The organism is Variovorax paradoxus (assembly GCF_030815975.1).
GTDB classification, from domain to species: domain Bacteria; phylum Pseudomonadota; class Gammaproteobacteria; order Burkholderiales; family Burkholderiaceae_C; genus Variovorax; species Variovorax paradoxus_N.
Genome location: NZ_JAUSXL010000002.1, coordinates 873193 through 900083, shown reverse-complemented (window position 1 = coordinate 900083; position 26891 = coordinate 873193). Strand labels below are relative to the sequence as shown.

General features: G+C 67.6%; 20 protein-coding genes and 2 pseudogenes. 14 read left to right on the top strand and 8 right to left on the bottom strand.

All coding sequences use genetic code 11. The features are described from left to right. Positions 1-75 precede the first annotated feature (75 nt). Both QFZ47_RS08000 and QFZ47_RS07995 read left to right on the top strand, forming a co-directional pair. Positions 76-1722 (top strand): Mur ligase, encoded by a 1647-nt coding sequence (locus tag QFZ47_RS08000; RefSeq protein WP_307655139.1) that lies wholly within the window; start codon positions 76-78, stop codon positions 1720-1722. Beyond that, positions 1719-2792 carry an aldose epimerase family protein gene (locus QFZ47_RS07995; RefSeq protein WP_307655138.1) on the top strand — a complete coding sequence of 358 codons (1074 nt, stop codon included), beginning with the start codon at positions 1719-1721 and terminating at the stop codon, positions 2790-2792. The genes QFZ47_RS08000 and QFZ47_RS07995 overlap by 4 nt, the downstream gene beginning before the upstream one ends. Before the next feature lie 34 nt (positions 2793-2826). On the opposite strand, the gene QFZ47_RS07990 is transcribed toward QFZ47_RS07995, so the two are convergent. Then, complete coding sequence (locus tag QFZ47_RS07990) at positions 2827-3780, bottom strand: SMP-30/gluconolactonase/LRE family protein (RefSeq protein ID WP_307655137.1); 954 nt, start codon at positions 3778-3780, stop codon at positions 2827-2829. A gap of 136 nt (positions 3781-3916) precedes the next feature. Here QFZ47_RS07990 and QFZ47_RS07985 point away from each other — a divergent pair, with 136 nt between their 5' ends. Next, positions 3917-4696 carry an SDR family NAD(P)-dependent oxidoreductase gene (locus QFZ47_RS07985; protein ID WP_307655136.1) on the top strand — a complete coding sequence of 260 codons (780 nt, stop codon included), beginning with the start codon at positions 3917-3919 and terminating at the stop codon, positions 4694-4696. On the opposite strand, the pseudogene QFZ47_RS07980 reads toward QFZ47_RS07985, so the two are convergent. Next, positions 4697-5657, bottom strand: a pseudogene (locus tag QFZ47_RS07980) (LysR family transcriptional regulator). It abuts the gene before it with no gap. A 153-nt stretch (positions 5658-5810) separates the two neighbouring features. On the opposite strand from QFZ47_RS07980, the gene QFZ47_RS07975 reads away from it, so the two are divergent. The 10 genes from QFZ47_RS07975 to QFZ47_RS07930 all read left to right on the top strand — a co-directional run bounded on the left by QFZ47_RS07975 (position 5811) and on the right by QFZ47_RS07930 (position 18592). Beyond that, positions 5811-7262: an aldehyde dehydrogenase family protein gene (locus QFZ47_RS07975; protein ID WP_307655135.1), complete on the top strand. Its 1452-nt coding sequence runs from the start codon at positions 5811-5813 to the stop codon at positions 7260-7262. Positions 7263-7319: 57 nt separating this feature from the next. Then, entirely contained in the window at positions 7320-8285 is a 966-nt protein-coding gene (locus QFZ47_RS07970; protein WP_307655133.1) for an ABC transporter substrate-binding protein, read from the top strand. A 12-nt stretch (positions 8286-8297) separates the two neighbouring features. After that, positions 8298-9368 (top strand): multiple monosaccharide ABC transporter substrate-binding protein, encoded by a 1071-nt coding sequence (gene chvE, locus QFZ47_RS07965; RefSeq protein WP_307655132.1) that lies wholly within the window; start codon positions 8298-8300, stop codon positions 9366-9368. 8 nt (positions 9369-9376) lie between these two features. Further along, positions 9377-10951: a multiple monosaccharide ABC transporter ATP-binding protein gene (gene mmsA / locus QFZ47_RS07960; protein WP_307655131.1), complete on the top strand. Its 1575-nt coding sequence runs from the start codon at positions 9377-9379 to the stop codon at positions 10949-10951. Then, positions 10938-12161 (top strand): multiple monosaccharide ABC transporter permease, encoded by a 1224-nt coding sequence (gene mmsB, locus QFZ47_RS07955; protein ID WP_307655130.1) that lies wholly within the window; start codon positions 10938-10940, stop codon positions 12159-12161. Before mmsA ends, mmsB begins: the two co-directional genes overlap by 14 nt. 4 nt (positions 12162-12165) lie before the next feature. Further along, positions 12166-13689, top strand: coding sequence for a sugar ABC transporter ATP-binding protein (locus QFZ47_RS07950; protein WP_307655129.1), 1524 nt, complete (start codon positions 12166-12168; stop codon positions 13687-13689). A gap of 145 nt (positions 13690-13834) precedes the next feature. Further along, positions 13835-14869 (top strand): ABC transporter permease, encoded by a 1035-nt coding sequence (locus QFZ47_RS07945; protein WP_307655128.1) that lies wholly within the window; start codon positions 13835-13837, stop codon positions 14867-14869. After that, positions 14866-15891: a galactofuranose ABC transporter, permease protein YjfF gene (gene yjfF / locus QFZ47_RS07940; RefSeq protein WP_307655127.1), complete on the top strand. Its 1026-nt coding sequence runs from the start codon at positions 14866-14868 to the stop codon at positions 15889-15891. Before QFZ47_RS07945 ends, yjfF begins: the two co-directional genes overlap by 4 nt. A 27-nt stretch (positions 15892-15918) precedes the next feature. After that, positions 15919-17667 carry an IlvD/Edd family dehydratase gene (locus tag QFZ47_RS07935; protein ID WP_307655126.1) on the top strand — a complete coding sequence of 583 codons (1749 nt, stop codon included), beginning with the start codon at positions 15919-15921 and terminating at the stop codon, positions 17665-17667. 7 nt (positions 17668-17674) lie between these two features. Next, positions 17675-18592 (top strand): dihydrodipicolinate synthase family protein, encoded by a 918-nt coding sequence (locus tag QFZ47_RS07930; RefSeq protein ID WP_307655125.1) that lies wholly within the window; start codon positions 17675-17677, stop codon positions 18590-18592. Positions 18593-18644: 52 nt separating this feature from the next. Here the strand turns inward: QFZ47_RS07930 and QFZ47_RS07925 are convergent. Next, positions 18645-19511 (bottom strand): annotated as a pseudogene (locus QFZ47_RS07925) (LysR family transcriptional regulator); the annotation flags it as partial. Positions 19512-19631: 120 nt separating this feature from the next. On the opposite strand from QFZ47_RS07925, the gene QFZ47_RS07920 reads away from it, so the two are divergent. Continuing rightward, positions 19632-20411, top strand: a complete 780-nt coding sequence (locus QFZ47_RS07920) for an SDR family NAD(P)-dependent oxidoreductase (protein WP_307655124.1) — start codon at positions 19632-19634, stop codon at positions 20409-20411. Positions 20412-20439: 28 nt separating this feature from the next. On the opposite strand, the gene QFZ47_RS07915 is transcribed toward QFZ47_RS07920, so the two are convergent. The 5 genes from QFZ47_RS07915 to QFZ47_RS07895 all read right to left on the bottom strand — a co-directional run bounded on the left by QFZ47_RS07915 (position 20440) and on the right by QFZ47_RS07895 (position 26871). Continuing rightward, on the bottom strand, positions 20440-20694 hold the full coding sequence (locus tag QFZ47_RS07915) for a hypothetical protein (RefSeq protein WP_012746204.1): 255 nt from the start codon (positions 20692-20694) through the stop codon (positions 20440-20442). Positions 20695-20861: 167 nt separating this feature from the next. Next, positions 20862-21377 carry a hypothetical protein gene (locus QFZ47_RS07910; protein WP_307655123.1) on the bottom strand — a complete coding sequence of 172 codons (516 nt, stop codon included), beginning with the start codon at positions 21375-21377 and terminating at the stop codon, positions 20862-20864. 80 nt (positions 21378-21457) lie between these two features. Beyond that, a complete protein-coding gene (locus tag QFZ47_RS07905; RefSeq protein ID WP_307655122.1) occupies positions 21458-21871 on the bottom strand; it encodes a hypothetical protein in 414 nt (137 codons plus the stop codon). Positions 21872-22040: 169 nt separating this feature from the next. Continuing rightward, positions 22041-24608 carry a cyanophycin synthetase gene (gene cphA, locus QFZ47_RS07900; RefSeq protein WP_307655120.1) on the bottom strand — a complete coding sequence of 856 codons (2568 nt, stop codon included), beginning with the start codon at positions 24606-24608 and terminating at the stop codon, positions 22041-22043. 16 nt (positions 24609-24624) lie between these two features. Beyond that, positions 24625-26871 carry a cyanophycin synthetase gene (locus QFZ47_RS07895; RefSeq protein ID WP_307655119.1) on the bottom strand — a complete coding sequence of 749 codons (2247 nt, stop codon included), beginning with the start codon at positions 26869-26871 and terminating at the stop codon, positions 24625-24627. Positions 26872-26891 lie beyond the last annotated feature (20 nt).

The following is a 26891-nucleotide window of genomic DNA, read 5'->3' as shown; positions in this document are numbered from 1 at the left end:
GAGGCCCAAGGATTTGCGCAGGCCGCGCGGCCTGTCATCATTCGCGCCTGCATGACCCAAGAACCGACGCTCCCCATGGATCTGTTGAACCGCGCCAGGCAGATCCTGGCAGCCCCGGACGGCACGCTGCCCGGCGCCGCCGCCACACCCGAGGCCGGCTGCGTGGTGCTGATTGCGATGGGCGACGGCGCGAGCCGCGCGCGCGTGGTCGCCGGGCGTGGCGAAAGCGCCGAGCAGGCCTGGCAAAAGGCACGCGATGCAGCCATTGCGCTCGCGCAGCGCATCGGCATGCAGCCCCGCCGCGTGCGCGTGGAGCTGGTCGACCAGGTCGAGCCCATGAGCTGGGGTGCGCTCAAGGCCCGCCTGGCGCGCACCAAGCGCAACTACTTCAACCAGGGCGTGTCATTCGACGCGAAGTTCGAGGTGGCGCTGCTCGCGCCAGAGATCAACGGCAGCGCCATCTTCTACAACGGCACGGTGGAGCATGCCGAGCCCAATGCGGGCAACCTGCGCCTGCATGCGAAGCGTCGCTTCGGTGCCGAGCTCGATTTTCCGCAGGACGACGCGGCGCCGGTGTGGTGCTTCGTCACCCGCGCGGCCTATGCCGACGCGGAGGGCGCGTGGCCAATCACGTCCAAGGGGCAGGCGGCGGGCTATCGGACGCTGCCCGAATGGGGCCCCGGCCAGGTGCGCAGCCTCGTGGACAGCGCCAGCGACTATCTCGCGGCGCAGGTCAAGCCCACGGGCGAGTTCCACTACGGCTGGTTCCCGTGCTTCGACCGCGCGATTCCCACCTACAACACGCTGCGCCACGCGAGCTCGACCTACGCGCTGCTCGAAGCCTGGGAGCTGACCCGCAGCGACAGCCAGAAGGCGGCCATCGACCGCTCGCTGTCGCTGCTGACGAAGCGGCTGATCCGCCAAGTCGAACTGCCCGGCGGCACGCGCGCGGCCTACCTGCTGGACGTCGGCGACGAGATCAAGCTGGGCGGCAATGCGGTGTGCCTGCTGGCGCTGGTCAAGTACACGGAGCTCACGGGCGATCCGCAGTACCTGCCGCTGATGGAGCAGCTCGCGCTCGGCATCCAGGCCATGCAGGACCCGGCCAGCGGGCGCTTCGTGCACGTGCTGAATTACCCCTCGCTCGAGGTGAAGGACGCATTCCGCGTCATCTACTACGACGGCGAGGCCGCCTTCGGCCTGATGCGCCTGCATGGGCTCACGCGCGACGAGCGCTGGCTCGCGGTGGTCGAGAAGGCCTTCGAGCATTTCATTGCCGCGGAGCACTGGCGCGCGCACGACCACTGGCTGAGCTACTGCGTCAACGAGCTCACGCGCTACCGGCCCGAAACGCGCTACTACCAGTTCGGCCTCTGCAACGTGGCCGACTACCTGGACTTCGTGCTGGAGCGCATCACCACCTTTCCGACCCTGCTCGAGCTCATGATGGCCGCGCGCGAGATGGTGGAGCGCCTGGCCGCCGACCCCGCGCTGCGCCCGCTGCTCGAGGGCTTCGACCGCGCCAAGTTCGACCGCGCGCTCGAGCACCGCGCGCGCTACCTGGCCAACGGCTACTTCTGGCCCGAGCTCGCGATGTTCTTCCGCAACCCCGAGCGCATTGCCGGTTCGTTCTTCATCAAGCACCACAGCTTCCGCGTGCGCATCGACGACGTGGAGCACTATCTGTCCGGGCTCATTGCCTACTGGAAGCACCGCCGATGAACAGCAGCAGCACCATCACCACCCGCGAATACGGCCGCATGCCCGATGGCCGCAGCGTGGCCGAATACACCCTGGACAACGGCCGCGGCCTGCTTCTCAGCGCCATCAACCATGGCGGCATCGTCACCGCATTGCAGGTGCCCGACCGCCGCGGGCACAGCGGCAACATCGTGCTCGGCCTGCCGAGCCTCGCGGACTACCTGGGCCCGCATCCGCACCTTGGCACCATCGTCGGGCGCTATGCGAACCGGATCGCGGGCGGGCGCTTCACGCTCGACGGCGTTGCGCACCAGCTCCCGCTGAACAACGGCGCCAACTCGCTGCACGGCGGGCACCAGGGCTTCGGCACGCGCTTCTGGCAGATCGAGCCGGTGCCGGCGGACAGCGCAGTGGGCGACATTGCCATCGAGCTTCGCTACACCAGCGCCGACGGCGAAGAAGGCTTTCCCGGCGAGCTGGAGGTGACGGTGCGCTACGCGCTCAGCACCCGCGAGAACACCTGGCGCATCGACTACCGCGCCGTGACCGACCGGCCCACGGTGCTGAACCTGAGCCACCACGACTACTTCAACCTCGCAGGCGAGGGCGCGGTGCTGGACCATCGGCTCACGATTCCCGCGAGCCGCTACTGCCCGGTGGATGCAGGCCTGATTCCCCTCGGCCTTGCGCCGGTGGCCGGAACGCCGTTCGACTTTCGCACAGCCATGCCCATCGGCGCACGCATCGATGCGCCGCACGAGCAGCTGCGCGTCGCCGGCGGCTACGACCACAACTGGGTGCTCGACCGCGAGCCCGCCGGCCTGGCGCTGGCGGCGCGGCTCGAACACCCGCCTTCCGGGCGCGTGATGGAGGTGCGCACGACCGAGCCGGCGGTGCAGTTCTATTCGGGCAACTTCCTCGATGGCAGCCTGCGCGGCGCCGATGGAGAGAGCCTGCGGCGCGGCGCCGGACTGTGCCTGGAAACGCAGCACTATCCCGATTCGCCGAACCAGCCGGACTTTCCTTCGACGGTGCTGCGGCCGAATGAAGTGTTCAGCAGCAGCACGCTGCATCGCTTCGGCATTGCCTGAGCAAGCGCGCCGGGCCGGCCGCTGAATTCGCCGCCTAGGCTTTGACAGCCGCCGCGCCGAACTCGGCCGCGAGCAGGCCGGGGCTGCCGATGCGCACCGAGAACAACCCGCCGGCCAGCGGCTCCGCCTCGAGCTGCTTGGCCGTGAGCCCGCTGCGCGCGGTGCTGATGTAGAGCGTGCACAGGTCTTCGCCGCCGAAGGCGCAGTCCGTGACGTTGCTCGCGGGCAGTTCGATGCGGCACAGCTCGGCGCCGCTCACCGGGTCGTGGCAGCTCACGCAATGGCCGCCCCAGCGCGCAATCCAGAGCCGGCCGGCCGCGTCGGTCGTCATGCCGTCGGGCAGGCCGTCGCCTTCCGCGAAGCGCAGCCACACCCGCTTGTTGCCCACGGTGCCGGCTGCGCTGTCGAAGTCGTAGGCATAGACGCAGCCTTCGACCGTGGCGTTGAAATACATCGTGCGCTCGTCGAGCGACCAGGTCGGCCCGTTGGTGACCGCAAAGCCGTCGTCGTGGCGCGTGCAGCGGCCATCGGCGTCGAAGCGGTAGAGCGCGCCGGTCGGCGCCACGCAATCGAAGTCCATGGTGCCGCCCCAGAAGCGGCCCTGGCGGTCGCACTTGCCGTCGTTGAAGCGGTTGCCGGGCCGGTCGGTTTCGGGCTGGTGCAGATAGCGCGGCGGTGCATCCACCGCGGGGTCGAAGAAGGCGAAGCCGCGGCGCATGGTGACGATCAGCCCCGGCGCGTCCGCGCGCTCGGCCAGCGCGGTGATCTCCTCGTCGAACTGCCAGCTGCGGCGCGCGCCGCTCGCCGGGTCGAGGCGGTACAGGCGGCTCTCGAGGATGTCGATCCAGTAAAGCGCCCGTTCGCGCGGCGACCACAGCGTGCCCTCGCCGAGCGTGGCGCCCGCGGGCCACAGGCATTCGGGTTCGCCGAGGATCGATGGCGCACCAAGGGGTGCGGGCGTGGTTGCGGTGCTGCCGGTTGGGGTCATTGTTTTGCGCCTTTGTTGTCTCTGTCCTTGACGCGGCGGATCGTATCAAGGCATATTGATAATAGAAACCAAACTATTTGGCATCAAGTGATATTGATTTTGCAATGTCACAGCCAGCTCTCTGGAGACACGCATCTTGAAGGATTCCCCGCAGCAGCTTTCGATCTACCCGAGCCTGAAGGGCCGCACGGTGTTTGTCACCGGCGGCGGCAGCGGCATCGGCGCGGCCATGGTGGCCGCGTTCGCCGCGCAGGGCGCACGCGTTGCCTTCGTCGACATTGCCGAGGGCGCCAGCGCAGCGCTCGCGCAGCGCATCGTCGAAGAAGGCCATGCGGCGCCGTGGTGGCGCACCTGCGACGTGCGCGACATCGGCGCGCTGCAGAAGGCGATCGCCGATGCGGCCGCCGAGTTCGGCGACTTCGCGGTGCTGGTCAACAACGTGGCGAGCGACGACCGCCACACGCTCGAATCGGTCACGCCCGACTACTACGACAACCGCATGGCCATCAACGAGCGGCCCGCGCTGTTCGCGATCCAGTCGGTGGTGCCGGGCATGCGGCGGCTGGGCTTCGGCTCGGTCGTCAACCTCGGTTCGACGGGCTGGCAGACCAAGGGCTCGGGCTACCCCTGCTATGCCATTGCCAAGTCGTCGGTCAATGGCCTCACGCGCGGTCTCGCTGTGGAGCTGGGCAAGGATCGCATCCGCATCAACACCGTGTCGCCCGGCTGGGTGATGACCGAGCGGCAGGTGCAGCTCTGGCTCGACGACGAGGGCGAAGAGGAGCTCAAGCGCAACCAGTGCCTGCCCGACAAGCTGATGCCCGAGGACATCGCGCGCATGGTGCTGTTCCTCGCGTCGGACGACGCGAAGATGTGCACCGCGCAGGAGTTCACAGTGGACGCGGGCTGGACGTGATCAGTCCATCTCTAGCTTGCGGCCGTAGACGCTGAGGCTCGCGGTCTTCAGCGCCTTCATCATCACCTTCGCGGCCGGCGACAGCAGGCGGTCGGTGCGCGTGATGATGCCGAAGGCGTCCATGTGGCAGGGCATGTCCAGCGGCAGCAGCGACACGATGCCGTGCGCGGCGTAGTAGCGTGCCACGTCGGTCGCGAGCACGGCCACCATGTCGCTCTGCTGCAGCATGCGCGTGATGAAGAGCAGGGCCGAGCTCTCGATCACGTTGTTCGGCGGCGCGAGGCCTTCCTCCTGGAACATCAGCTCGAAGCGGTGGCGCAGCACGCTGCCCGCGGGCGGCACGATCCAGCCGGCGCCCACCACGTCGCGCAGCGTGAGGGCCGCTCACGCCCAGCAGAGGATGGCCGGGGCGCACCAGCGCGCACACCGGCTCCTCGGCCAGCGCTTCGTAGCGCAGCTGCGACTTGTCGTGCTCGGCGAAAAGGCGCGCCACCAGGATGTCGAGCTTGCCCTGCTCGAGCCGATCGATCAGCACCGCGCTGGTCTCGATCTCGAGCGACACGCGCAGGTCGGGCTGCTCGCGCTTGACCATCGCCACCGCGGGCGGCATCAGCGTGAGGCCCGGCGCCGTGATGGCGCCCACGCCGACCTGGCCGAAGCGGCCGGCCTTGAGGGCGGTGAGCTCGTCGTGCGCCTGGTTCAGGCTGGCGAGCGCCACGCGGGCGTGGCGGATCATGGTTTCGCCGTACCAGGTGGGGCGCATGCCGCGCGGCAGCCGGTCGAACAGCGGCACCTCCAGCACGTCTTCCAGGTCCTTCAGCAGCTTGGAAGCGGCGGGCTGGGTCATGTTGAGCACCTGGGCCGCGCGGTGGATGTTGCCTTCCTCCGCCAGCGCCACCAGCAGGAGCAGCTGCCGCGTCTTGAGGCGGGCTCGGATGAACCAGTGGTTGTAGTTGGTCATGTCTCGTGGGTTGTTGTGAGAGCTTTGGGCTCAGAGGGTTTTCCAGAATCCAGCGATTGATATGCATTTTGTCGAAAAAATGATTGGATTGATATCAATTCTGTTCATAGACTCGCCGCACTTCCAAAAACCAGAGACAAGGTCGGCGCAGAGGTGATTCACGGCGAGATCCATCAGAACGTGCGGCAATACATCAACGGCCGCTGGGAAACCAGCGCGACCACCGGTGTGAGCGCCAATCCTTCGGACACCAGCGAAGTGGTGGCCGAATACGCACGCGCCGATCGCCGCCAGGTGGAGTCTGCGATCCGCGCGGCCGCCGACGCCTTTTCCCACTGGAGCCACAGCACGCCGCAGCGCCGGGCCGACGTGCTCGACCGCATCGGCACCGAACTGCTGGCGCGCAAGGACGAGCTGGGCCTGCTGCTGGCGCGCGAGGTCGGCAAGACCCTGCCCGAGGCGGTGGCCGAGGCGGCGCGCGCGGGGCAGGTGTTCAAGTTCTTCGCGGGCGAAGCGCTGCGCGGCGGCGGCGAGAACATGGCCTCGCTGCGCGCGGGCGTGCAGGTCGACGTCACGCGCGAACCGGTGGGCGTGGCCGGGCTCATCACGCCGTGGAATTCGCCGCTCGCGGTGCCGGCAACCAAGATCGCGCCGGCGCTTGCGCATGGCAACTGCGTGGTGTTCAAGCCGGCCGAACTGGTGCCGGCCTGCGGCTGGGCGCTGGCCGAGATCATCAGCCGCGCCGCGCTGCCCGCGGGCGTGTTCAACCTGGTGATGGGCAGCGGCCGCGAGGCGGGCCAGGCACTGGTCGACAGCCCGCTGGTCGATGCTGTGAGCTTCACCGGTTCGGCGCGCAACGGCGAACGCGTTCTCCAGGCGGCCGCCGCGCGGCGCGCCAAGGTGCAGCTCGAGATGGGCGGCAAGAACGCGCTCGTGGTGCTGGCCGATGCCGACATCGACCACGCGGTCGATTGCGCGGTGCAGGGCGCCTACTTTTCGAACGGCCAGCGCTGCACCGCGTCGAGCCGGCTGATCGTCGAGGCCGCGGTGCACGACGCGTTCGTCTCGCGGCTTCGCGAACGCCTCAAGGCGCTGAAGATCGGCCATGCGCTGGAGCGCGGGGTCGACGTCGGGCCGCTGGTCGACGAAGAACGTCTCGCGCGCAGCCTGGCCTGGGTTGGCATTGCGCGCGAAGAGGGCGCCGAGCATGTGTGGGGCGGCGAGCCGCTCCAGCGCGCCACGGCCGGCCACTACATGAGCCCCGCGCTCTTTCTGGCGCAGCCCGGGCACCGTATTGCGCGCGAGGAGATCTTCGGCCCGTTGGCCTGCGTGCTGCGCGCCGCCGACTACGACGAGGCGCTGGCGCTGTGCAACGACACATCGTCGGGCCTGAGCGCAGGCATCTGCACCAACTCGCTCAAGCACGCGATGCATTTCAGGCGCCATGCCGAGGTCGGCATGACGATGGTCAACCTGCCGACGGCGGGCGTGGATTTTCACGCGCCCTTCGGCGGGCGCAAGGGGTCGGGCTACGGGCCGCGCGAACAAGGGCGCCACGCCGCGGAGTTCTACACGACGGTCAAGACCGGCTACATGCTGGCCTGACCACCACGGATGGTTTTCATCAACAAGCAAAGCACTCAGAAAGAAGGAGACATTCCAATGAAACTCAATCGCCGCACTCTCAACATCGCGCTCGCCGCCGCCTCGCTCGGTGGGATGCTGCCCGCCACCGCGCTGGCGCAGAAAAAAATCGTGCTGGGCTTCAGCCAGGTGGGCGCCGAAAGCGAATGGCGCACCGCCAACACCGAGTCAATCAAGGCATCGGCCAAGGAAGCCGGCTTCGAACTCAAGTTCTCCGACGCGCAGCAGAAGCAGGAAAACCAGATCAAGGCCATCCGCTCGTTCATTGCGCAGAAGGTGGACGTGATCGCCTTCTCGCCGGTGGTCGAATCGGGCTGGGAAACCGTGCTGCGCGAAGCCAAGGCCGCGAAGATCCCGGTGGTGCTGACCGACCGCTCGGTGAACACCAAGGACGACTCGCTCTTCGTGACCTTCATGGGTTCCGACTTCGTCGAGGAAGGCCGCAAGGCGGGCCGCTGGCTGGTCGAGAAGATGAAGGACCAGAAGGACACGGTCAACATCGTCGAGCTGCAGGGCACCGTGGGCTCCGCGCCCGCCATCGACCGCAAGAAGGGTTTCGAGGAAATCATCAAGGCCGACCCCAAGTTCAAGATCGTGCGCTCGCAGACCGGCGACTTCACGCGCGCCAAGGGCAAGGAGGTGATGGAAGCCTTCCTGAAGGCCGAGGGCAAGAAGATCAACGTGCTCTTCGCGCACAACGACGACATGGCGATCGGCGCCATTCAGGCCATCGAGGAAGCGGGCCTGAAGCCGGCCAAGGACATCACGATCATCTCGATCGATGCCGTGAAGGGCGCCTTCGAAGCCATGATCGCCGGCAAGCTCAACGTGTCGGTCGAATGCAGCCCGCTGCTCGGGCCCCAGCTGATGAGCGCCGTGAAGGACATCAAGGCCGGCAAGCCGCTGCCCAAGCGCATCGTGACGGAGGAGACGATCTTCCCGATGGAAGTCGCCGCCAAGGAATTCCCTAATCGAAAGTATTGAGAGGCCACACCCATGAAACGCAACTTCCTCAAAGCCTCGCTCGCTGGCATCGCACTGGGCATCGCCGGCATCGCGCCGCTCGCGCATGCGCAGGACAAGGGCCCGATCGCCATCTCGATGCCGACCAAGTCGTCGGCGCGCTGGATCGCGGACGGCGCCAACATGGTCAAGTACTTCAAGGAAAAGGGCTACAAGACCGACCTGCAGTACGCCGACGACGACATTCCGAACCAGCTCGCGCAGATCGAGAACATGGTGACCAAGGGCTCGAAGGTGCTTGTGATTGCCGCCATCGACGGCACCACGCTGTCCGATGTGCTGCAGAAGGCGGCTGACAAGGGCGTGAAGGTCATCGCCTACGACCGGCTCATCAAGGGCTCGAAGAACGTCGACTACTACGCCACCTTCGACAACTTCCAGGTGGGCGTGCTGCAGGCGCAGTCGATCGAGGCATCTCTCGGGCTGAAGAGCGGCAAGGGCCCGTTCAACATCGAGCTGTTCGGCGGCTCGCCCGACGACAACAACGCCTTCTTCTTCTACAACGGCGCGATGTCGGTGCTGGACCCATACATCAAGAGCGGCAAGCTGGTGGTGCGCAGCAAGCAGATGGGCATGGACAAGGTCGGCACGCTGCGCTGGGACGGCGCGGTGGCGCAGGCGCGCATGGACAACCTGCTGTCAGCCTACTACAGCAAGGACCGCGTCGATGCGGTGCTGTCGCCATACGACGGTCTCTCGATCGGCATTCTGTCGTCGCTCAAGGGCGTGGGCTACGGCTCGGCTTCGCAGCCGATGCCCATCGTCTCGGGCCAGGACGCGGAGATTCCGTCGGTCAAGTCGATCCTGCGCAAGGAACAGACCTCGACCGTGTTCAAGGACACGCGCGAACTGGCGAAGGTCACGGTGGCCATGGCCGACGCCATGCTGTCGGGCAAGACGCCCGAGGTGAACGACACCAAGACCTACAACAACGGCATCAAGGTGGTCCCCTCGTACCTGCTCAAGCCCGTGAGCGTGGATGGCGGCAACTGGAAGCAGGTGCTGGTCGACAGCGGCTACTACAAGGAAAGCCAGGTCAAGTGAGCATTGGAATGGCAGCAGCAGCAGCAGCAGCAGCGGACGGCCGCAGCATCCTCGAGATGCGCGGCATCACCAAGACATTTCCCGGCGTGAAGGCGCTCTCCGATGTCAACCTGGCGGTGCGCGCGGGCGAGATCCATGCGGTGGTCGGCGAGAACGGCGCGGGCAAGTCGACGCTCATGAAAGTGCTGAGCGGCGTCTACCCGTGCGACTCGTACACCGGGGAGATCCACTTCGAGGGCGAGCTGCGCCGCTTCAAGGGCATTGCCGACAGCGAGAAGCTCGGCATCATCATCATCCACCAGGAGCTCGCGCTGGTGCCGCTGCTCTCGATTGCCGAGAACATCTTCCTCGGGAACGAGATCACGCGCGGCGGCGTGATCGACTGGTTCGCCGCCTATGCAAAGACGCGCGAGCTGCTCGCCAAGGTGGGCCTGAAGGAGCCGCCCACCACGCTGGTGACCGACCTGGGCGTGGGCAAGCAGCAGCTGGTGGAGATTGCCAAGGCCCTGGCCAAAGAGGTCAAGCTGCTGATCCTCGACGAGCCCACGGCCAGCCTCAACGAGAACGACAGCGACGCGCTGCTGATGCTGCTGCTCGAGCTGAAGCGCCAGGGCATCGCGTCGATCCTGATCTCGCACAAGCTCAACGAGATTGCCAAGGTGGCCGATTCCATCACTGTGCTGCGCGACGGCGCCACGGTGGAAACGATGGACTGCCGCGGCCAGCCGATCAGCGAGGACCGCATCATCCGCGGCATGGTGGGGCGCGACATGGCGCACCGCTATCCGCAGCGCCATCCGAAGATCGGCGAGACGGTGTTCGAGGTGCGCGACTGGCGCGTGCACCACGCGCTGCATGCCGACCGCGAGCAGATCAAGGGCGTGAACCTGCATGTGCGCAAGGGCGAGATCGTCGGCATCGCGGGCCTCATGGGCGCGGGGCGCACCGAGCTTGCGATGAGCGTGTTCGGCAAGTCCTACGGCCAGCGCATCAGCGGCTCGGTGCTGATGCACGGCCAGCCGGTGGACGTGGGCACGGTGCGCAAGGCCATCGACCATGGCATTGCCTATGTCACCGAAGACCGCAAGGGCCTGGGGCTGGTGCTGGAGGAAAACATCCAGAAGAACGTGAGCCTGGCCAACCTGGAGGCGGTCTCCCGTTCCATGGTGATCGACGACGCGCGCGAATTCAAGGTGGCGAGCGATTACCGCCGTGCACTCAACATCCGCTCTTCGGGCGTGGAGCAGCTGGTGGTCAACCTCTCGGGCGGCAACCAGCAGAAAGTGGTGCTCAGCAAATGGCTGTTCACCAAACCCGAACTTCTGATTCTCGACGAACCCACGCGCGGCATCGACGTGGGCGCCAAGTACGAGATCTACACCATCATCGACCAGCTCGCGAGCGAGGGCAAAGGCATTCTCATGATTTCTTCCGAACTGCCGGAACTGCTCGGCATGTGCGACCGCATCTACGTGATGAACGAGGGCCGCTTCGTGGCCGAATTTCCGGCTGCAGAGGCTTCGCAGGAGCGCATCATGCATGCCATCGTGAGCGCGGGGAGTTCCGTCCATGTCGCAGCCTGACGTCAACGCGGTGAACGCCGCGGTCCCCATGGCAGAGGCTGCCCCGAAGCTGCACGCCGGCTTCCTCAAGAACAACCTGCGCGAATACGGCATGCTGATCTCGCTGGTCGCGATCATGGTGCTGTTCCAGGTGCTGACAGACGGCACGCTGCTGCGGCCGCTGAACCTCACCAACCTGCTGCTGCAGAACAGCTACGTCGTCATCATGGCGCTGGGCATGCTGCTGGTGATCGTGGCGGGGCACATCGATCTTTCGGTGGGCTCGGTCTGCGGGTTCATCGGCGCGCTGGCGGCGGTGCTGATGGTGGAGTACGAATGGCACTTCGTGCCCACGGCCATCATCAGCATTGCGGCGGGCGCGGTCATCGGCGCCGCGCAGGGCTGGTTCGTCGCGTTCCGAAAGATCCCGTCGTTCATCGTCACGCTCGCGGGCATGCTGGTGTTCAAGGGGCTCACGCTGGCGCTGCTGGCGGGGCAGTCGGTGGGGCCGTTCCCGGTCGAGTTCCAGCGGCTGAGCTCGGGCTTCATTCCCGATCCGCTGGGCGGCCTCGATGGCGGCGGGCTGCGCACCACCTCGCTGGTGGTCGGTGCGCTGGCCGCCGCGGCGCTGGTGTTCTTCAAGCTGCGCGGGCGGGCCAAGCTCGCGGCGCACGGCATGGAAACGGAGCCGTATGCGTTCTTCCTCGTGAAGAACCTGTTCTTCGCGGCCATCATCCTGTTCTTCAGCTACCTGCTCTCGACCTACAAGGGCCTGCCCAACGTGCTGATCGTGATGGCGGTGCTGATCGTGGTGTACGACTTCGTCACCAACCGCACCACCATCGGCCGCCGCATCTATGCGCTGGGCGGCAACGAGAAGGCGGCGCGGCTGTCGGGCGTGAAGACGCAGCGGCTGGCCTTCCTGACCTTCGTGAACATGGGCGCGCTGGCCGCGCTCGCGGGGCTGGTGTTCGCGGCGCGGCTCAACACGGCCACGCCCAAGGCGGGGCTGGGCTTCGAGCTCGACGTGATCGCGGCCTGCTTCATCGGCGGCGCCTCGGCCTCGGGCGGCGTGGGCCGCGTGATGGGCGCGGTGATCGGCGCCTTCATCATGGGCGTGATGAACAACGGCATGTCGATCCTGGGCATCGGCATTGACTACCAGCAGGTCATCAAGGGACTGGTGCTGCTGGCGGCGGTGTTCATCGACGTCTACAACAAGAACAAGTAAGCCCATGAGCGAGAGCACTGCAACTCCTGTTGTTCTCGAACTGCGGGGCATCCACAAGCAGTTCGGCGGCATCTCCGTGCTGCGCGACGTGCAGCTGAAGCTCTACCCGGGCGAGATCCACGCGCTGATGGGGCAGAACGGCGCGGGCAAGTCGACGCTCATCAAGGTGCTCACGGGCGTGCTGCCGTCGAGCGGCGGCGAGATCTTTCTCGAAGGCCAGGCCATTCGCCCGCACTCGCCGCTGGAGGCGCAGAAGCTGGGCATCAGCACGGTCTACCAGGAAGTGAACCTGTGCCCGAACCTCTCGGTGGCCGAGAACGTGTTCGCGGGGCGCTATCCGCGCTGCGGCATGGTGCAGGGCTTTCGCATCGACTGGGCCGCGGTGAACCGGCGCGCCGAAGAATTGCTGGCACGCATCGGGCTGGACATCGACGTGAGCCGGTTGCTCTCGAGCTATTCGGTGGCGGTGCAGCAGATGGTGGCGATTGCGCGCGCGCTCGGCGTGTCGTCGAAGGTGCTGATCCTCGACGAGCCGACCTCGAGCCTCGATGACGACGAGGTGGAAAAACTGTTCGAGGTGCTGCGGCGCCTGCGCGGTGAGGGCCTTGCGATCGTGTTCGTGACGCACTTCCTGAACCAGATGTACGCGGTGTCGGACCGCATCACGGTGCTGCGCAATGGCAACTGGGTGGGCGAATGGCGCGCCGCCGACCTCGGGCCGCAGGCGCTGATCGCGGCGATGCTCGGGCGCGAGCTGGCCGCGCAATCGGCGCGGCCTGCCGCGTTGCCTGCGTTCGATGAAGCCGCGCCTGCCTTGCTGCAGACCGAAGGAATCGGGCAGGCCGGACAACTGCAGGCGACCGATCTGCGCGTGCGCGCCGGCGAAGTGGTCGGCATCGCGGGCCTGCTGGGCGCGGGACGCACGGAACTCGCGCGGCTGCTGTTCGGGCTGGAATCGCCGGACCGCGGCGTGCTCAAGGTCGATGGCCGCATCGTCAGCTTCTCGAACCCGGCCGATGCGATCCGCGAAGGCCTCGCGCTGTGTCCCGAAGAGCGCAAGACGGACGGCATCGTCGCCGAGTTGTCGGTGCGCGAGAACATCGCGCTCGCATTGCAGGCGCGGCTCGGCACGAAGCGATTTCTCTCGCATGCCGAGCAGACCGAGATGGCCGAGCGCTTCGTGAAGTCGCTGGGCATCAAGACCGCGAGCGTCGAAACACCCATCGGCCTGCTCTCGGGCGGCAACCAGCAGAAGGCCATGATCGCGCGCTGGCTCGCGACCGAGCCGCGCCTCCTGATCCTCGACGAGCCCACGCGCGGCATCGACGTGGCGGCCAAGCAGGAAATCATGGAAGAGATCCTGCGGCTCGCGAAGGCGGGCATGGCGGTGATCTTCATCTCGTCGGAGATGAGCGAGGTGGTGCGTGTCGCGCATCGCATCGTGGTGCTGCGCGACCGCAAGAAGGTGGGCGAGCTGCCGGGCGGCTCGACCGAGGACGAGGTTTACGAAATGATTGCAGCGGCATGAACCAGCGCGATATCTTGTCTTTCTCCCTCCCCCGCTGGGGGAGGGCCGGGGTGGGGGGCAGCGGCCTTCATTGCCGCGCAGTGTTCGAGGCCGCCTGCCCCCATCCCCACCTTCCCCCGGAAGGGGAAGGAGCAAGGCAGAACACATGACTCGCCTCTCATCTTTCATGAGCCACCGCCTCGCCTGGCCGCTGGTCACGCTGTTGCTGCTGCTCGCAGTCAACACCGCCTTCAACGCCAGCTTCCTGCATCTCGAATGGCGCGACGGGCATCTCTACGGCAGCCTGATCGACATCGTGAACCGTGCGGCGCCGCTGGTGCTGGTGTCGCTGGGCATGACGCTGGTGATTGCCACGCGCGGCATCGACATTTCGGTGGGCGCGGTGGTGGCCATTGCGGCAGCCGTCGCGGCCTGGATGATCGGCGGCTCGGTGGCGAGCGACGTGAGCCGCTTCCCGATGCCGCTCGCGATCCTCGCGGCCCTTGGCGTCGCGCTGCTCTGCGGCCTTTGGAACGGAATGCTCGTGGCCAAGGTCGGCATGCAGCCGATCATCGCCACGCTGATCCTCATGGTGGCGGGCCGCGGCGTGGCGCAGCTGATTGCCGACGGGCAGATCATCACCATCTACTACAAGCCCTTCTTCTTCCTCGGCAGCGGCTACCTGCTGGGCCTGCCGTTCTCGCTGTTCATCGTGGCGGCGGTGTTCGTGCTGCTCTACCTGGCCATCACGCGCACGGCGCTCGGGCTCTTCATCCAGGCGGTCGGCATCAACCCGACGGCCGCGCGCGTGGCGGGTGTGCAGGCACGCAGGCTCATCGTGGGTGCCTATGCGTTCTGCGGCCTGTGCGCGGGCGTGGCGGGCCTCTTGATCAGCTCCAACGTCAAGAGCGCGGACGGCAACAACGCCGGCCAGCTGCTGGAGCTCGACGCGATCCTGGCCGTGACGCTGGGCGGCACCGCGCTCACGGGCGGGCGCTTCAGCCTCATGGGCAGCGTGATCGGCGCGCTGATCATCCAGACGCTGACCTATGCGATCTACTCGCTGGGCGTGCCGCCCGAGATCAACCTCGTCGTGAAGGCCGTGGTGGTGTTCGCGGTGATGCTGCTGCAGTCGCCGGAGTTCAGGGCGGAGATCCGGGCGCTGGTGCAGCGGCCGGTGCATGAAGGAGCGCGGTCATGAGCGCGGTGATCGAAGTTGCACCCTCACCCCAGCCCTCTCCCGCGGGCGGGAGAGGGAGCAAGAGGCTGAACCCGAAATATCTGCCATTGACGGCGACCATCTCGCTGTTCGTGCTGGTGGCCACGCTGGGCTCGGTGTTCTACGAGGGCTTCTTCTCGGCGCAGGTGTTCCTCAACCTGCTGATCGACAACGCCTTCCTGATCGTCGTCGCGGTCGGCATGACCTTCGTGATCCTCTCGGGCGGCATCGACCTGTCGGTGGGCTCGGTGATCGCGCTCACCACGATGGTGTCGGCCTCGCTGGTCGAGAAGCACGGCTGGAGCCCGGCGGTGGTGATTCCGCTGGTGCTGGCCATGGGCACGGCATTCGGCGCGTTCATGGGCCTGCTCATCGAGCGCTTCAGGCTGCAGCCCTTCATCGTCACGCTGGCGGGCATGTTCCTCGCGCGCGGGCTTTGCTACCTGATCAGCATCGACTCCATCAGCATCACCAACGCGTTCTATGCCGAGGTCTCGCAGATCCGCATTCCGGTCTGGGGCGAGGCCTCGCTGTCGATCAGCGCGGTGATCGCCATCGGCGTGCTGCTGGCGGCGGTGTTCATCGCGCACTGCACGCCGTTCGGCCGCGCGGTGTACGCCATTGGCGGCAGCGAGCATTCGGCCATGCTGATGGGCCTGCCGGTGCGCCGCACGCTGGTCGGCGTCTACACGCTCTCGGGTTTTTGCTCGGCACTGGCGGGCGTGATCTTCACCTTCTACATGCTCTCTGGCTACGGCCTGCATGCGCTGGGGCTGGAGCTCGATGCGATTGCGGCGGTGGTGATCGGCGGCACGCTGCTCACGGGCGGCGTGGGCTATGTGGCGGGCACGCTGTTCGGCGTGCTGATGCTCGGAATCATCCAGACGCTGATCTCGTTCGACGGCACGCTGAGCTCGTGGTGGACGCGCATCGTCGTCGGTGCGCTGCTGTTCGTGTTCTGCCTGCTGCAGCGCTTCTTTACCTCGCGCGCACCTCGGCGCTGACTTTCAATTTTTTCCCAGGACACTCGCATGCCGGATACCCCTCCGAAGAAACTTCGCTCGACCGAATGGTTCGGCTCGGCCGACAAGAACGGCTTCATGTACCGCAGCTGGATGAAGAACCAGGGCATACCGGACCACGAGTTCGACGGCCGGCCGATCATCGGCATCTGCAACACCTGGTCGGAGCTCACGCCCTGCAACGCGCACTTCCGCAAGATTGCCGAGCATGTGAAGCGCGGCATCTCGGAAGCGGGCGGTTTTCCGGTCGAGTTCCCGGTATTCTCGAACGGTGAATCGAACCTGCGGCCCACGGCCATGCTCACGCGCAACCTCGCGAGCATGGACGTGGAAGAAGCCATCCGCGGCAACCCGGTCGATGCGGTGGTGCTGCTCACGGGCTGCGACAAGACCACGCCCGCACTGCTGATGGGCGCTGCGAGCTGCGACATCCCGGCCATCGTGGTCACGGGCGGGCCCATGCTCAACGGCAAGCTCGATGGCAAGAACATCGGCTCGGGCACGGCCGTGTGGCAGCTGCACGAGTCGCTCAAGGCCGGCGAGATCAACCTGCACCAGTTCCTTTCGGCCGAAGGCGGCATGTCGCGTTCGGCCGGCACCTGCAACACCATGGGCACGGCCTCGACCATGGCCTGCATGGCCGAGGCGCTGGGCACCTCGCTGCCGCACAACGCAGCCATTCCGGCGGTCGATGCGCGGCGCTATGTGCTCGCGCAGATGTCGGGCATGCGCGCGGTCGAGATGGCGAAGGAGGGGCTCACGCTGTCGAAGATCCTCACGCGCGAGGCTTTCGAAAATGCCATCCGCGTCAATGCGGCCATCGGCGGATCGACCAACGCGGTGATCCACCTGAAGGCGATCGCGGGGCGCATCGGCGTGGAGCTCGAACTGGAAGACTGGACGCGCATCGGCAGCAACACGCCGACCATCGTCGACCTGCTGCCCTCGGGCCGCTTCCTGATGGAGGAGTTCTATTACGCGGGCGGCCTGCCTGCGGTGCTGCGGCGCCTAGGCGAGAGCGGCCTCTTGCCGCACCCGGGCGCGCTCACCGTCAACGGCCGGTCGATCTGGGACAACGTGCGCGAGGCGCCGAGCCTCGACGACGAGGTGATCCGCCCGCTCGACAAGCCGCTGATCGCCGATGGCGGCATCCGCATCCTGCGCGGCAACCTGTCGCCGCGCGGCGCGGTGCTCAAGCCCTCCGCGGCATCGCCCGAACTGCTGAAGCACCGCGGCCGCGCGGTGGTGTTCGAGAACCTCGAGCACTACAAGGCACGCATCGTCGATGAAAGCCTGGATATCGATGCCAGCTCGGTGATGGTGTTGAAGAACTGCGGCCCCAAGGGCTACCCCGGCATGGCCGAGGTGGGCAACATGGGGCTGCCGCCGAAGCTGCTGCGCCAGGGCGTGAAGGACATGGTGCGCATCTCGGATGCGCGCATGAGCGGCACGGCCTACGGCACGGTGGTGCTGCACGTCGCGCCCGAAGCGGCCGACGGCGGGCCGCTCGCGGCGGTGCGCGACGGCGACTGGATCGAGCTCGACTGCGATGCGGGCCGGCTGCACCTCGACATCAGCGATGAAGAGCTGGCCTCGCGCCTCGCATCGTTGACCAGCACCGACGCGCAGCCCATGAGCACGCGCGGCGGCGGCTACCAGAAGCTCTACGTCAACCACGTGCTGCAGGCCGATGAAGGCTGCGATTTCGATTTTCTCGTCGGCTGCCGAGGCTCCGCCGTTCCCCGTCACTCCCACTGAACTCACCATGACCCCCAGATACCGCGGCATTTTCCCGGTGGTGCCGACCACCTTCACCGAACAGGGCGCGCTCGATCTCGAAAGCCAGAAGCGCTGCGTCGATTTCATGATCGACGCGGGCTCGGACGGGCTGTGCATCCTCGCCAACTTCTCCGAACAGTTCGTGCTCTCCGACGAGGAGCGCGAAGTGCTCACGCGCACGGTGCTCGAGCATGTGGCGGGCCGCGTACCGGTGATCGTGACCACCACCCACTACAGCACCCGCATCTGCGCCGAGCGCAGCCGGCGCGCGCAGGACATGGGCGCCGCCATGCTGATGGTGATGCCGCCCTACCATGGCGCCACCTTCCGCGTGCCGGAGCCGCAGATCTTCGAGTTCTATGCCGGCCTCTCCGATGCGGTGAACATCCCGATCATGATCCAGGACGCGCCCGCGAGCGGCACGCTGCTGTCGGCGCCGTTCCTCGCGCGCATGGCCAAGGAGATCGAACACGTCGCCTACTTCAAGATCGAGACGGCCGGTGCCGCATCGAAGCTGCGCGAACTGATCCGCCTGGGCGGCGATGCGGTCGAAGGCCCGTGGGACGGCGAGGAAGCCATCACGCTGCTGCCCGACCTCGATGCCGGCGCCACCGGCTCGATGACCGGCGGCGGCTATCCCGACGGCATCCGCCCGATCATCGAGGCGCACCGCGCGGGCGACCGCGACAAGGCCTTCGCGCTCTACCAGCAGTGGCTGCCGCTCATCAACTACGAGAACCGCCAGGCGGGCTTGCTGGCCTGCAAGTCGCTCATGAAGGAGGGCGGCGTGATCGCTTGCGAGGCACCGCGGCATCCGCTGCCGGCGATGCACCCCGAGACGCGCGCCGGCCTGATCGAGACGGCGAAGCGGCTCGACCCGCTGGTGCTGCGCTGGGGCCGTTGACAGCGGCGCCGCGCCCTTCGACGAAGTAGGGCGCGACGATCTCGGTCAGCCAGTCCATCACGGCCAGCACGCGCGGTGCGAGCTGGCGCCGGTTGGCATAGAGCAGCGAAACCGGCATCGGGCGCGCATTGAACTCCGGCATCACCTGCACCAGCGCGCCCGCGGCGAGGCTCGCCTCCAGGCCCGCGAACGGCGCCTGGACCAGGCCCAGGCCGGCCCGCGCGGCAGCCTGGTAGGCGTCGGTGCCGTTCACCGTGACGGTCGCAGGCACGGGCCATGTCTTGTACATGCCATCGGCGCGGTCGAGGTACTCCCAGCCTGCGTCGTTGGAGGAGAGCGTCTGCGCGAAATGAACGACCCGGTGCTGCGCTAGATCGTCGAGCGTGCGGGGCGTGCCGTGCGCGCGCAGATAACCGGCGCTCGCCGCATTGGCCATGCGCAGGGCGCCGAGCGGCCGCGCGACGAGTTCCGAATCTCCGAGCATGCCGACGCGCAGCACGCAGTCGAAGCCTTCGTGGACCAGGTCGACACGGCGGTCCGAGGTGCTGATGCCGACTTCGAGCGCGGGATGCCGCGCCAGAAATTCGGGCAGGCGGGGAATGACGAGGTCGCGCGCGATGGCGTTCGGCAGGTCGACGCGCAGCCGCCCGGTGAGGCCGCCGGCGTGCGAACGGAACATGGTGGCGAGCTGCTCGCCCTCGGCCAGGTAGTCCTTGCAGCGGTCGAGGAAGCGCCCCCCGTCCTCGGTGAGCCGCACGCTGCGCGTGGTGCGCTGCAGGAGCCGCGTGCCCAGCCGCTCCTCGAGCTGCTGCACGGCCACCGAGACGCGCGCGCGGGTCAGCCCGAGCTGGTCCGCGGCACGGCTGAAGCTCGCGAGTTCGGCCACCCTCGAGAAGATGCGCAATTCATCGGTATTCATGGCCGGGAATTGTTTCATTTTTGGATAACAGTGTGCGCAGTTTCTCTGAATTTATCTTTCTTCCGGTAACTTTTAAAGTCCATCCATCGACTCGCCGATCAACCCACCAAGGACTTTGAAATGACAGCTTTCACAACCGCCAACCCATCCCGCATCGCACTCATCACCGGCGGCAGCCGCGGCCTCGGCCGCAGCGCCGCGCTGGCGCTCGCCGCCGATGGCGTCGACGTGATCCTTACCTACATGTCGAACGACGCCAGCGCGCAGGCGGTGGTGGCGCAGATCGAGGCGAAGGGGCGCCGCGCCGCCGCCCTCCGGCTCGACGTCGGGGACAGCACGACCTTCGCCGCATTCGCGGACTCAGTGAAGGCGACGCTGGCTGCCACCTGGCAGCGCGAGCGCTTCGACTTCCTGGTGAACAACGCCGGCGTGGGCCTGCATGCGAACTTCGAGGACACGACAGAAGCCCAGTTCGACATGCTCTTCAACGTGCACTTGAAGGGCCCGTACTTCCTCACGCAGAAACTGCTGCCACTCATCAACGACGGCGGACGCATCGTCAATGTGTCGTCGGGGCTCACCCGGTTTTCGATGGCCGGTGCGTCTGCCTATGCCGCGATGAAGGGCGGCGTGGAAACGCTCACGCGCTACCTCGCGAAGGAACTCGGCGCGCGCGGCATTGCGGCCAACACGATCGCGCCGGGTGCGATCGAAACCGACTTCAGTGGAGGCATGGTGCGTGACAACCCGCAAGTGAACGCGATGGTGGCCGGTTTCACCGCGCTCGGACGCGCAGGCCAGCCGGACGATATCGGCGGAGCGATCGCGGGCTTGCTGGGGGAGGGCAATCGCTGGGTGAATGCCCAGCGCATCGAAGCATCCGGAGGGATGTTCATCTGAGTGCGCGGTGCACCCGGCAGATTGGGGCTCAGCTCTTCTCGAGCTCGCTCACTTGCAGGGACAGGTCGAACAGCTTCGACTTGCTTGCGTAGTAGCGGTCGAGCCGCCATTCCTTCAGGATGTCCATGGCCAGTTCGAAGCTCTTGTAATCGAGGCTGTAGAGCGTGACCAGTTCGAAGCTGCGTTCGGACTCGAGCGCCAACACGAGCTGGGCCAGAATCTTGGCCGATTCGTTGGCCGGGTCCGTTTCTATGAATCGGCGAGCGACCTTGATGGCATTCATGGGATAGTGTTCCTCGGTAGGCAGAGACCGAGAACTATAGCTAGCACGCCCTCTGGCTTTATGACGGTTTCATGACAAGCAGGGTCATCGCGACGCGCTTGTGGTGGCGTATGCGCGCCCGCCGTCGCCCGGAAGGGGCGACGGTGCCGCATCGACAGCTTGGTGCTTCAGCGAGCGGGCGGCATGGGCGCCGGCATCGGCTCCATGGGCGCCATCGGTGCCATCGGTTCGACCGGCGCGATGGCCGGTGGCGGAACCCGTGAAGGCGCGGGCATCGGCGCCGGCATCGTTGCAGGCGCCGGCATGACGACGGTGGTGACCGATTCGCGGATCACGCCGCCGCCCATCACGCTGCCATCGACATTGCCGCGGGTGTTGCCGCTGCCGCCCATTACGCGCGCCTCGCAGTCCGCACGGTCGGCCGGTGGCTGCAGGCCGCAGCGTGCGAGCGCGTTGCGCTGGTAATCGGGCGCGCTGGTCAGCCCGCCGCGCGCCGCTTCCTGGCGTGCGGCGCCGGCCTCGCGGATGCAGGCCGCGCGGTCTTGCTGGTTGCGGCCGCAGACCGAGAGTTCCTGCTGGTAGACGGAATCGCCGCGGCGCGGCTGGGCCGAGGCCGACGTGGCCGCGGCAAGGCCGCCCACGGCAATCAGGGCGGCAATCATCGAACGAGTGGTGCTGTTCATGGGGTGCTCCTTGGAGTGACCTGAGACATGAAACTGTTGGACAAGGCGGGCCGCATCGGGTTCCGCGCGGCCGATGTTCATCAGCGCGTGGGTGCGGCCGGTTGCGCCGGCAGCGGGGTCACTGTTTCGCGGATGACGCCGCCGCCCATCACGCTGCCTTCGGTGCTGGTGCGTGCGCCGCCCTGCAGACGGGCCTCGCAGTCCGCGCGATCGGCCGCGGGCTGTTCGCGGCAGCGCGCCATCGCATTGGCGTCATAGCGGCCGGGACTGGCGCTCGTGAGGCCGTCGCGCCCCGCTTCCTGGCGTGCAGCGCCGGCTTCGCGCAGGCAGGCCGCACGGTCCTGCTGCACGCCGTCGCAGGTGGCGCGCTCCTGCTGCGCGCGTGCGGCCGTGCCGGGCGCCTGCGCCTGGGCGAACGATGGGCTTAGAAAAAGAAAACCGCTCGCTGCAAAAAGCGCGGCAGCAGAAAAGGTGGAACGAACTCTTGTTGTCATCGGGTGCTCCTGGTTAGGGCGCGCCCTCCGAAAGCGCGACCGGACCCGCAGTGTGGTCCGGTGCAAGCCGTGCAAGGTGTGGGACTGCACAGACAGCAGACCCGGCCGGACGCGCCGATGCGTGTGGGACGTGTCCGGCATGGGCCGGCGTGGCCGGCCCCGGGGCGCGTCAGCCCGCCGCGATGCGCTGCGCGAGGTGCGCCAGCGCTTCCTCGACCTGGTCGACCAGGATCAGCGACAGGTCGCCCGGCTGCAGGCGCGCGAGCGCGGTGTCGATGGCGACGAACTCGCCGCGGATCTCGTCGATGTAGCGCGTGCGCGCCGCGCCCTGCAGGCCCTGGCGCAGCAGCGCCATCACCTCGCCGTCGGCGCGGCCGCGCTGGGCCGCGTCCTGGTAGAGGATCACGTCGTCGAAAGCCTGGCCGAGGATGGCGGTCTGGTCGCGGATGTCGGAGTCGCGCCGGTCGCCCGCGCCGCTGATCACCACCGAGCGCTTGTTGGCCGGCATGGTGTCCACGGCCGAGACCAGCGCGCGCATGGCGTCGGTGTTGTGGCCGTAGTCGGCGATCACGGTGGCGCCGCGGTAGTCCATGACGTTGAAGCGCCCCGGCACGCCGGCCGCGTCATTCATGAAGCTCGCGAGGCCGCTGCGGATGGTGTCCCAGTCGAGGCCCACGGCCCATGCGGCGGCCACCGCCGCCATCACGTTGTCGACCTGGAAGCCGATGGTGCCGCCGCGCGTGATCGGCACGTCGCGCAGCGCAATGCGCTCGCGCCAGGAGCCTTCGGCCGCCACCAGCGTGTCCTGGTCGACGTAGACGGTGCGCTTGCCCTGTGCGCGGTGCGTGGCCATCACCGGATGCTGGCGGTCGGCGGTGAAGAAGATCACGTGGCCGGGGCAGCCGGCGGCCATGGCGGCGACATTGACGTCGGCGGCATTGAGCACCGCGTAGCCGTCGGGCGCGACATTGCGCACGATCACGCGCTTGAGCACCGCGAGGTCTTCGACGGTGGTGATGTAGTTCAGGCCCAGGTGGTCGCCGCTGCCGATGTTGGTGACCACGGCCACTTGGCAGCGGTCGAAGCCGAGGCCCTCGCGCAGCACGCCGCCGCGCGCCACTTCGAACACGGCCGCATCCACGTCGGGGTGCATGAGCACGTTGCGCGCGCTCTTGGGGCCGCTGCAGTCGCCGCTGTCGGTCTGGCGGCCATCGACGTACACGCCGTCGGTGTTGGTCATGCCGGTGCGCAGGCCGCTCGACGAGAGCAGGTGGTTGACGAGGCGCGCCGTGGTGGTCTTGCCGTTGGTGCCGGTGACGGCCACCACCGGGATGCGGCCATCGTCGCCGTGCGCGAAGAGGGTGTCCATGACGGCTTCGCCCACCGCGCGGCCGCGGCCGAACGACGGCGAGATGTGCATGCGCAGGCCGGGCGCGGCATTGACCTCGACCACGCCGCCGTGCTGCTCCTCGAGCGGGCGCAGCACGTTCTCGCACACCATGTCGACGCCGCAGATGTGCAGGCCGACCATCTGCGCCGCATCCACGGCGCGCGCGGCCACTTCCGGGTGCACGGTGTCGGTCACGTCGGTGGCGGTGCCGCCGGTGGACAGGTTGGCGTTGTTGCGCAGCACCACGCGCTGGCCGCGCGCGGGCACGCTGTCGGGCGCGAGGCCCTGGGCCTCGAGGCGGCCGATGGCGATGTCGTCCAGGCGGATCTTGGTGAGCGAGGTGGCGTGGCCTTCGCCGCGGCGCGGGTCGAGGTTCACGGCATCGACCAGCTGGCGCACCGTGGCGCTGCCGTCGCCGATCACATGCGGCGGGTCGCGCCGCGCGGCGGCCACCAGGCGGTCGCCCACCACCAGCAGGCGGAAGTCGAAGCCCGGCAGGAATTTCTCGACCATGACTTCGCCGTACGCGGCGGCCGAGTCGTAGGCGGACGTGAGCTGCTCCTGCGTCGTGATGTTGACCGTGACGCCCTTGCCCTGGTTGCCATCCTGCGGCTTCACCACCACCGGCAGGCCGATTTCCATGGCCGCGGCCCAGCCGTCTTCTGCATCAGAGACGGGGCGGCCCAGCGGCACCGGCACGCCGGCGGCATTGAGCAGTTGCTTGGTGAGTTCCTTGTCCTGCGCGATCGATTCGGCCACGCCGCTGGTGCTGTCGACTTCGGCTGCCTGGATGCGGCGCTGCTTGGAACCCCAGCCGAACTGCACCAGGCTGCCGCTGGTCAGCCGGCGGTAGGGAATGCCGCGTGCCACGGCGGCATCGACGATGGAGCCGGTGCTCGGCCCCAGGCGCTCGGACTCGTCGAGGTCGCGCAGCTCGGTGATGGCCGCGGCGGCGTCGAAAGCGGTGTCAGCCTGCGCGGCCGCGATCAGCTGTTCGGCCAGTTCGATTGCGCGTCGGCCCACGGCTTCTTCGCTGTACTGAAAGACGACCTGGTAGACGCCGTCTTCCACCGTGCGCGAGGTGTGGCCGAAGTTGACCGCGCAGCCGGCCTGGGCCTGCAGCGCCACGGCGGCGTTCTCGAGCACGTGGGCGAGCGCCATCGGCTGGCCCAGCACCATCGGATGCAGCTCGCCGATGTTGGGAAACAGCGCGCGCAGGCGGACTTCGAAGCCCGGCAGGCGGCCGATGGCGTTCTCATCGCCTTCGCAGGCAACCACCGCTTCGATGGCGGTGTGGCGGCTCCAGAGATTGGGGCCGCGCAAGGCGCGGATACGGGTGACTTTCATGGGGCGGCAGTGCGCTTCAGGCGAGTTGCAGTTGAGGGGACGAAAGCGGCGGGGTCTGCGACAGCTGCAGCGACGCCAGCGCCGCCTGCAGGTCGGCCTCGAAGGCCTCGACGCCGGCGCCGATCAGGTTCAGCGGAATGCCCAGCGCCCAGGCCGCGGCCACCGCGGCCAGCAGGCTCTCCAGGCTGACGCCCGCGTGCGTGGCGCGCCAGACGGTCAGGCGGCCGAGACCGGGCAGGAAGGACTCGCTGCTGCCGTTGGCCAGCACCACGCGGTCCTGCCGCACCAGCACGGCCTTGCCGCCGGCGGCCTGGTGCGCGGCGAGCGCGGCGGCCTGCGGATCGACCGCATAAAGAATGACGGCGCCGTCGCACAGCGGCGCCAGGCCCGCCACGCGCGCATCGTCCGCATTGAGCACGGCCGTGCCTTCGCCGAGCACCACGTCGACCTGCGTGCGCAGCACCTTGACCATCTGGTCGCTCTCGGTGATGTCGTAGCCGGCCAGCGCCTCGGCCCCATCGAGGTCGGTCACGATGCCGATTTCGCAGCGGTCGTAGGCCAGGCCGTCGCGCAGGATGGTCTCGGCGCCGTTCTCGATCACCACCGCTTCCACCGCGCGGTTCACGAGCAGGCGGCGGCCGGCGTCCCAGTTGGCGCTGTCGCGCGCATCGACGCGGCGGCGCTCGAGGAACAGGCCGTCGCGGCAAGCCAGGCCGGTGTGGCGCCCGCCCAGGTTGATGAGCCAGGCGACCAGGCGCGCGAGCACCGCGGTGTCGCGCGAGCCGGCCACGCCGATCACGGGAATGCGGCCCGGCGCGTCATTGGGGAACAGGTGGTCGCAGATCGCGCGGCCCACCGGGCGCGGCGAGCCGACGGCCGGCTTCAGGTGCATCAGGAGGCCGGGCCCGGCATTCACTTCGACGATGGCGCCGCGCTGCGGGCCGAGCGGCTTGCCGATGTCCTGCGCCACCAGGTCGATGCCCGCGATGTCCAGGCCCACCACGCGTGCGGCCAGCACGGCGGCATGCGCGACTTCGGGATGAACCTGGTCGGTGCAGTCGTTGGCCATGTTGCCGTTGCGCTGGATCGTGACCACGCGGCCCGCGGCCGGCACCGAGGCGCCGTCGAGCTCCTGGCGCTTGAGTTCGAGCTGCAGCTTGGCGTCGGTGGCCAGCACGATCAGGTCGAGCGGATATTCCTCTTCGGCGCCGCGGCGCGGATCGCCGTTGAGCTGCTTCTCGATCAGCTCGGCGACGCTGCTCTTGCCGTCGCCCGTCACGGTGATGATCTCGCCGCGTGCGGCCGCCACCACTTCGCCGCCCACCACCAGCAGGCGGTGCTCGTGGCCGCGGATGAAGCGCTCGACCATCACGTCGCTGCCTTCGGGCTCGGCCACCGCGAAGGCGGCCATGACCTCTTCGCGTGTGGTGAGTTCGAGCGACACGCCGCGCCCGTGGTTGGCGTCCGACGGCTTCACGGCCACCGGCAGGCCGATGTCCTCGGCGGCTTCCCAGGCTTCCTCGGCGCTGGCCACCACCTGGCCCTCGGGCACCGGCACGCCGCAGCTCGCGAGCAGCGACTTGGTGAGCTCCTTGTCGCTGGCGATCGATTCGCCGATGGCGCTGGTGTAGTCGGTCTCGGCGGTCCAGATGCGCTGCTGGTTGGCGCCATAGCCCAGCTGCACCAGGTTGCCGCTGTTCAGGCGGATGTGCGGAATGCCGCGGTCGGTGGCGGCGGACACGATGGCCGCGGTGCTCGGGCCCAGGTAGCAGTCCTCCACCTTGGCCTTGACCGCATCGACCGCCTTCTGCACATCATTGGCGCTGAACGGGTCGTTGTTGATGGCCGCCATCAGCAGGCGGTGGCCTTCGGCCAGCGCCACGCGGGCCACCTGCTCGTCGCGCGCACGGAACACCATGCGGTAGACGCCGTGCTCCGAGGTGCTGCGGGTCTGGCCGAAGCCGGTCGGCATGCCGGCCAGGTTCAAGAGCTCGATCACCACGTGCTCCAGCACATGGCCCGACCAGGTGCCTTCGGTCAGCCGCTGGATGAAGCCGCCGCGCTCGCCGACGCCGCAGTGGTGCTCGATGAGCGCGGGCAGCAGGGCCGTGAGCCGATCGGTGAAGCCGTCGATCTTGTTGGAGGGGTAGTCCTCCAGCTGGCCCAGGTCGAGCCAGACTTCCAGCACGGGCCGGTAGGTCCAGAGATTGGGGCCGCGCAAATAGTTGATGCGCAGCAGGCGGATGTCGTCGAAACGGGTCATGCAAACGTTCGATGTGCTTT

Bases quoted from the DNA above. Each gene is read 5' to 3' on its own strand.
- QFZ47_RS07905 (WP_307655122.1), bottom strand. From the start codon at position 21,871: ATGACAACAAGAGTTCGTTCCACCTTTTCTGCTGCCGCGCTTTTTGCA.
- QFZ47_RS07935 (WP_307655126.1), top strand. From the start codon at position 15,919: ATGCCGGATACCCCTCCGAAGAAACTTCGCTCGACCGAATGGTTCGGC.
- QFZ47_RS07945 (WP_307655128.1), top strand. From the start codon at position 13,835: ATGACTCGCCTCTCATCTTTCATGAGCCACCGCCTCGCCTGGCCGCTG.
- chvE (WP_307655132.1), top strand. From the start codon at position 8,298: ATGAAACGCAACTTCCTCAAAGCCTCGCTCGCTGGCATCGCACTGGGC.
- QFZ47_RS07950 (WP_307655129.1), top strand. From the start codon at position 12,166: ATGAGCGAGAGCACTGCAACTCCTGTTGTTCTCGAACTGCGGGGCATC.
- QFZ47_RS07990 (WP_307655137.1), bottom strand. From the start codon at position 3,780: ATGACCCCAACCGGCAGCACCGCAACCACGCCCGCACCCCTTGGTGCG.
- cphA (WP_307655120.1), bottom strand. From the start codon at position 24,608: ATGAAAGTCACCCGTATCCGCGCCTTGCGCGGCCCCAATCTCTGGAGC.
- QFZ47_RS08000 (WP_307655139.1), top strand. From the start codon at position 76: ATGGATCTGTTGAACCGCGCCAGGCAGATCCTGGCAGCCCCGGACGGC.
- QFZ47_RS07970 (WP_307655133.1), top strand. From the start codon at position 7,320: ATGAAACTCAATCGCCGCACTCTCAACATCGCGCTCGCCGCCGCCTCG.
- mmsB (WP_307655130.1), top strand. From the start codon at position 10,938: ATGTCGCAGCCTGACGTCAACGCGGTGAACGCCGCGGTCCCCATGGCA.
- yjfF (WP_307655127.1), top strand. From the start codon at position 14,866: ATGAGCGCGGTGATCGAAGTTGCACCCTCACCCCAGCCCTCTCCCGCG.
- QFZ47_RS07915 (WP_012746204.1), bottom strand. From the start codon at position 20,694: ATGAATGCCATCAAGGTCGCTCGCCGATTCATAGAAACGGACCCGGCC.
- QFZ47_RS07895 (WP_307655119.1), bottom strand. From the start codon at position 26,871: ATGACCCGTTTCGACGACATCCGCCTGCTGCGCATCAACTATTTGCGC.
- QFZ47_RS07995 (WP_307655138.1), top strand. From the start codon at position 1,719: ATGAACAGCAGCAGCACCATCACCACCCGCGAATACGGCCGCATGCCC.
- QFZ47_RS07930 (WP_307655125.1), top strand. From the start codon at position 17,675: ATGACCCCCAGATACCGCGGCATTTTCCCGGTGGTGCCGACCACCTTC.
- QFZ47_RS07910 (WP_307655123.1), bottom strand. From the start codon at position 21,377: ATGAACAGCACCACTCGTTCGATGATTGCCGCCCTGATTGCCGTGGGC.
- QFZ47_RS07920 (WP_307655124.1), top strand. From the start codon at position 19,632: ATGACAGCTTTCACAACCGCCAACCCATCCCGCATCGCACTCATCACC.
- mmsA (WP_307655131.1), top strand. From the start codon at position 9,377: ATGGCAGCAGCAGCAGCAGCAGCAGCGGACGGCCGCAGCATCCTCGAG.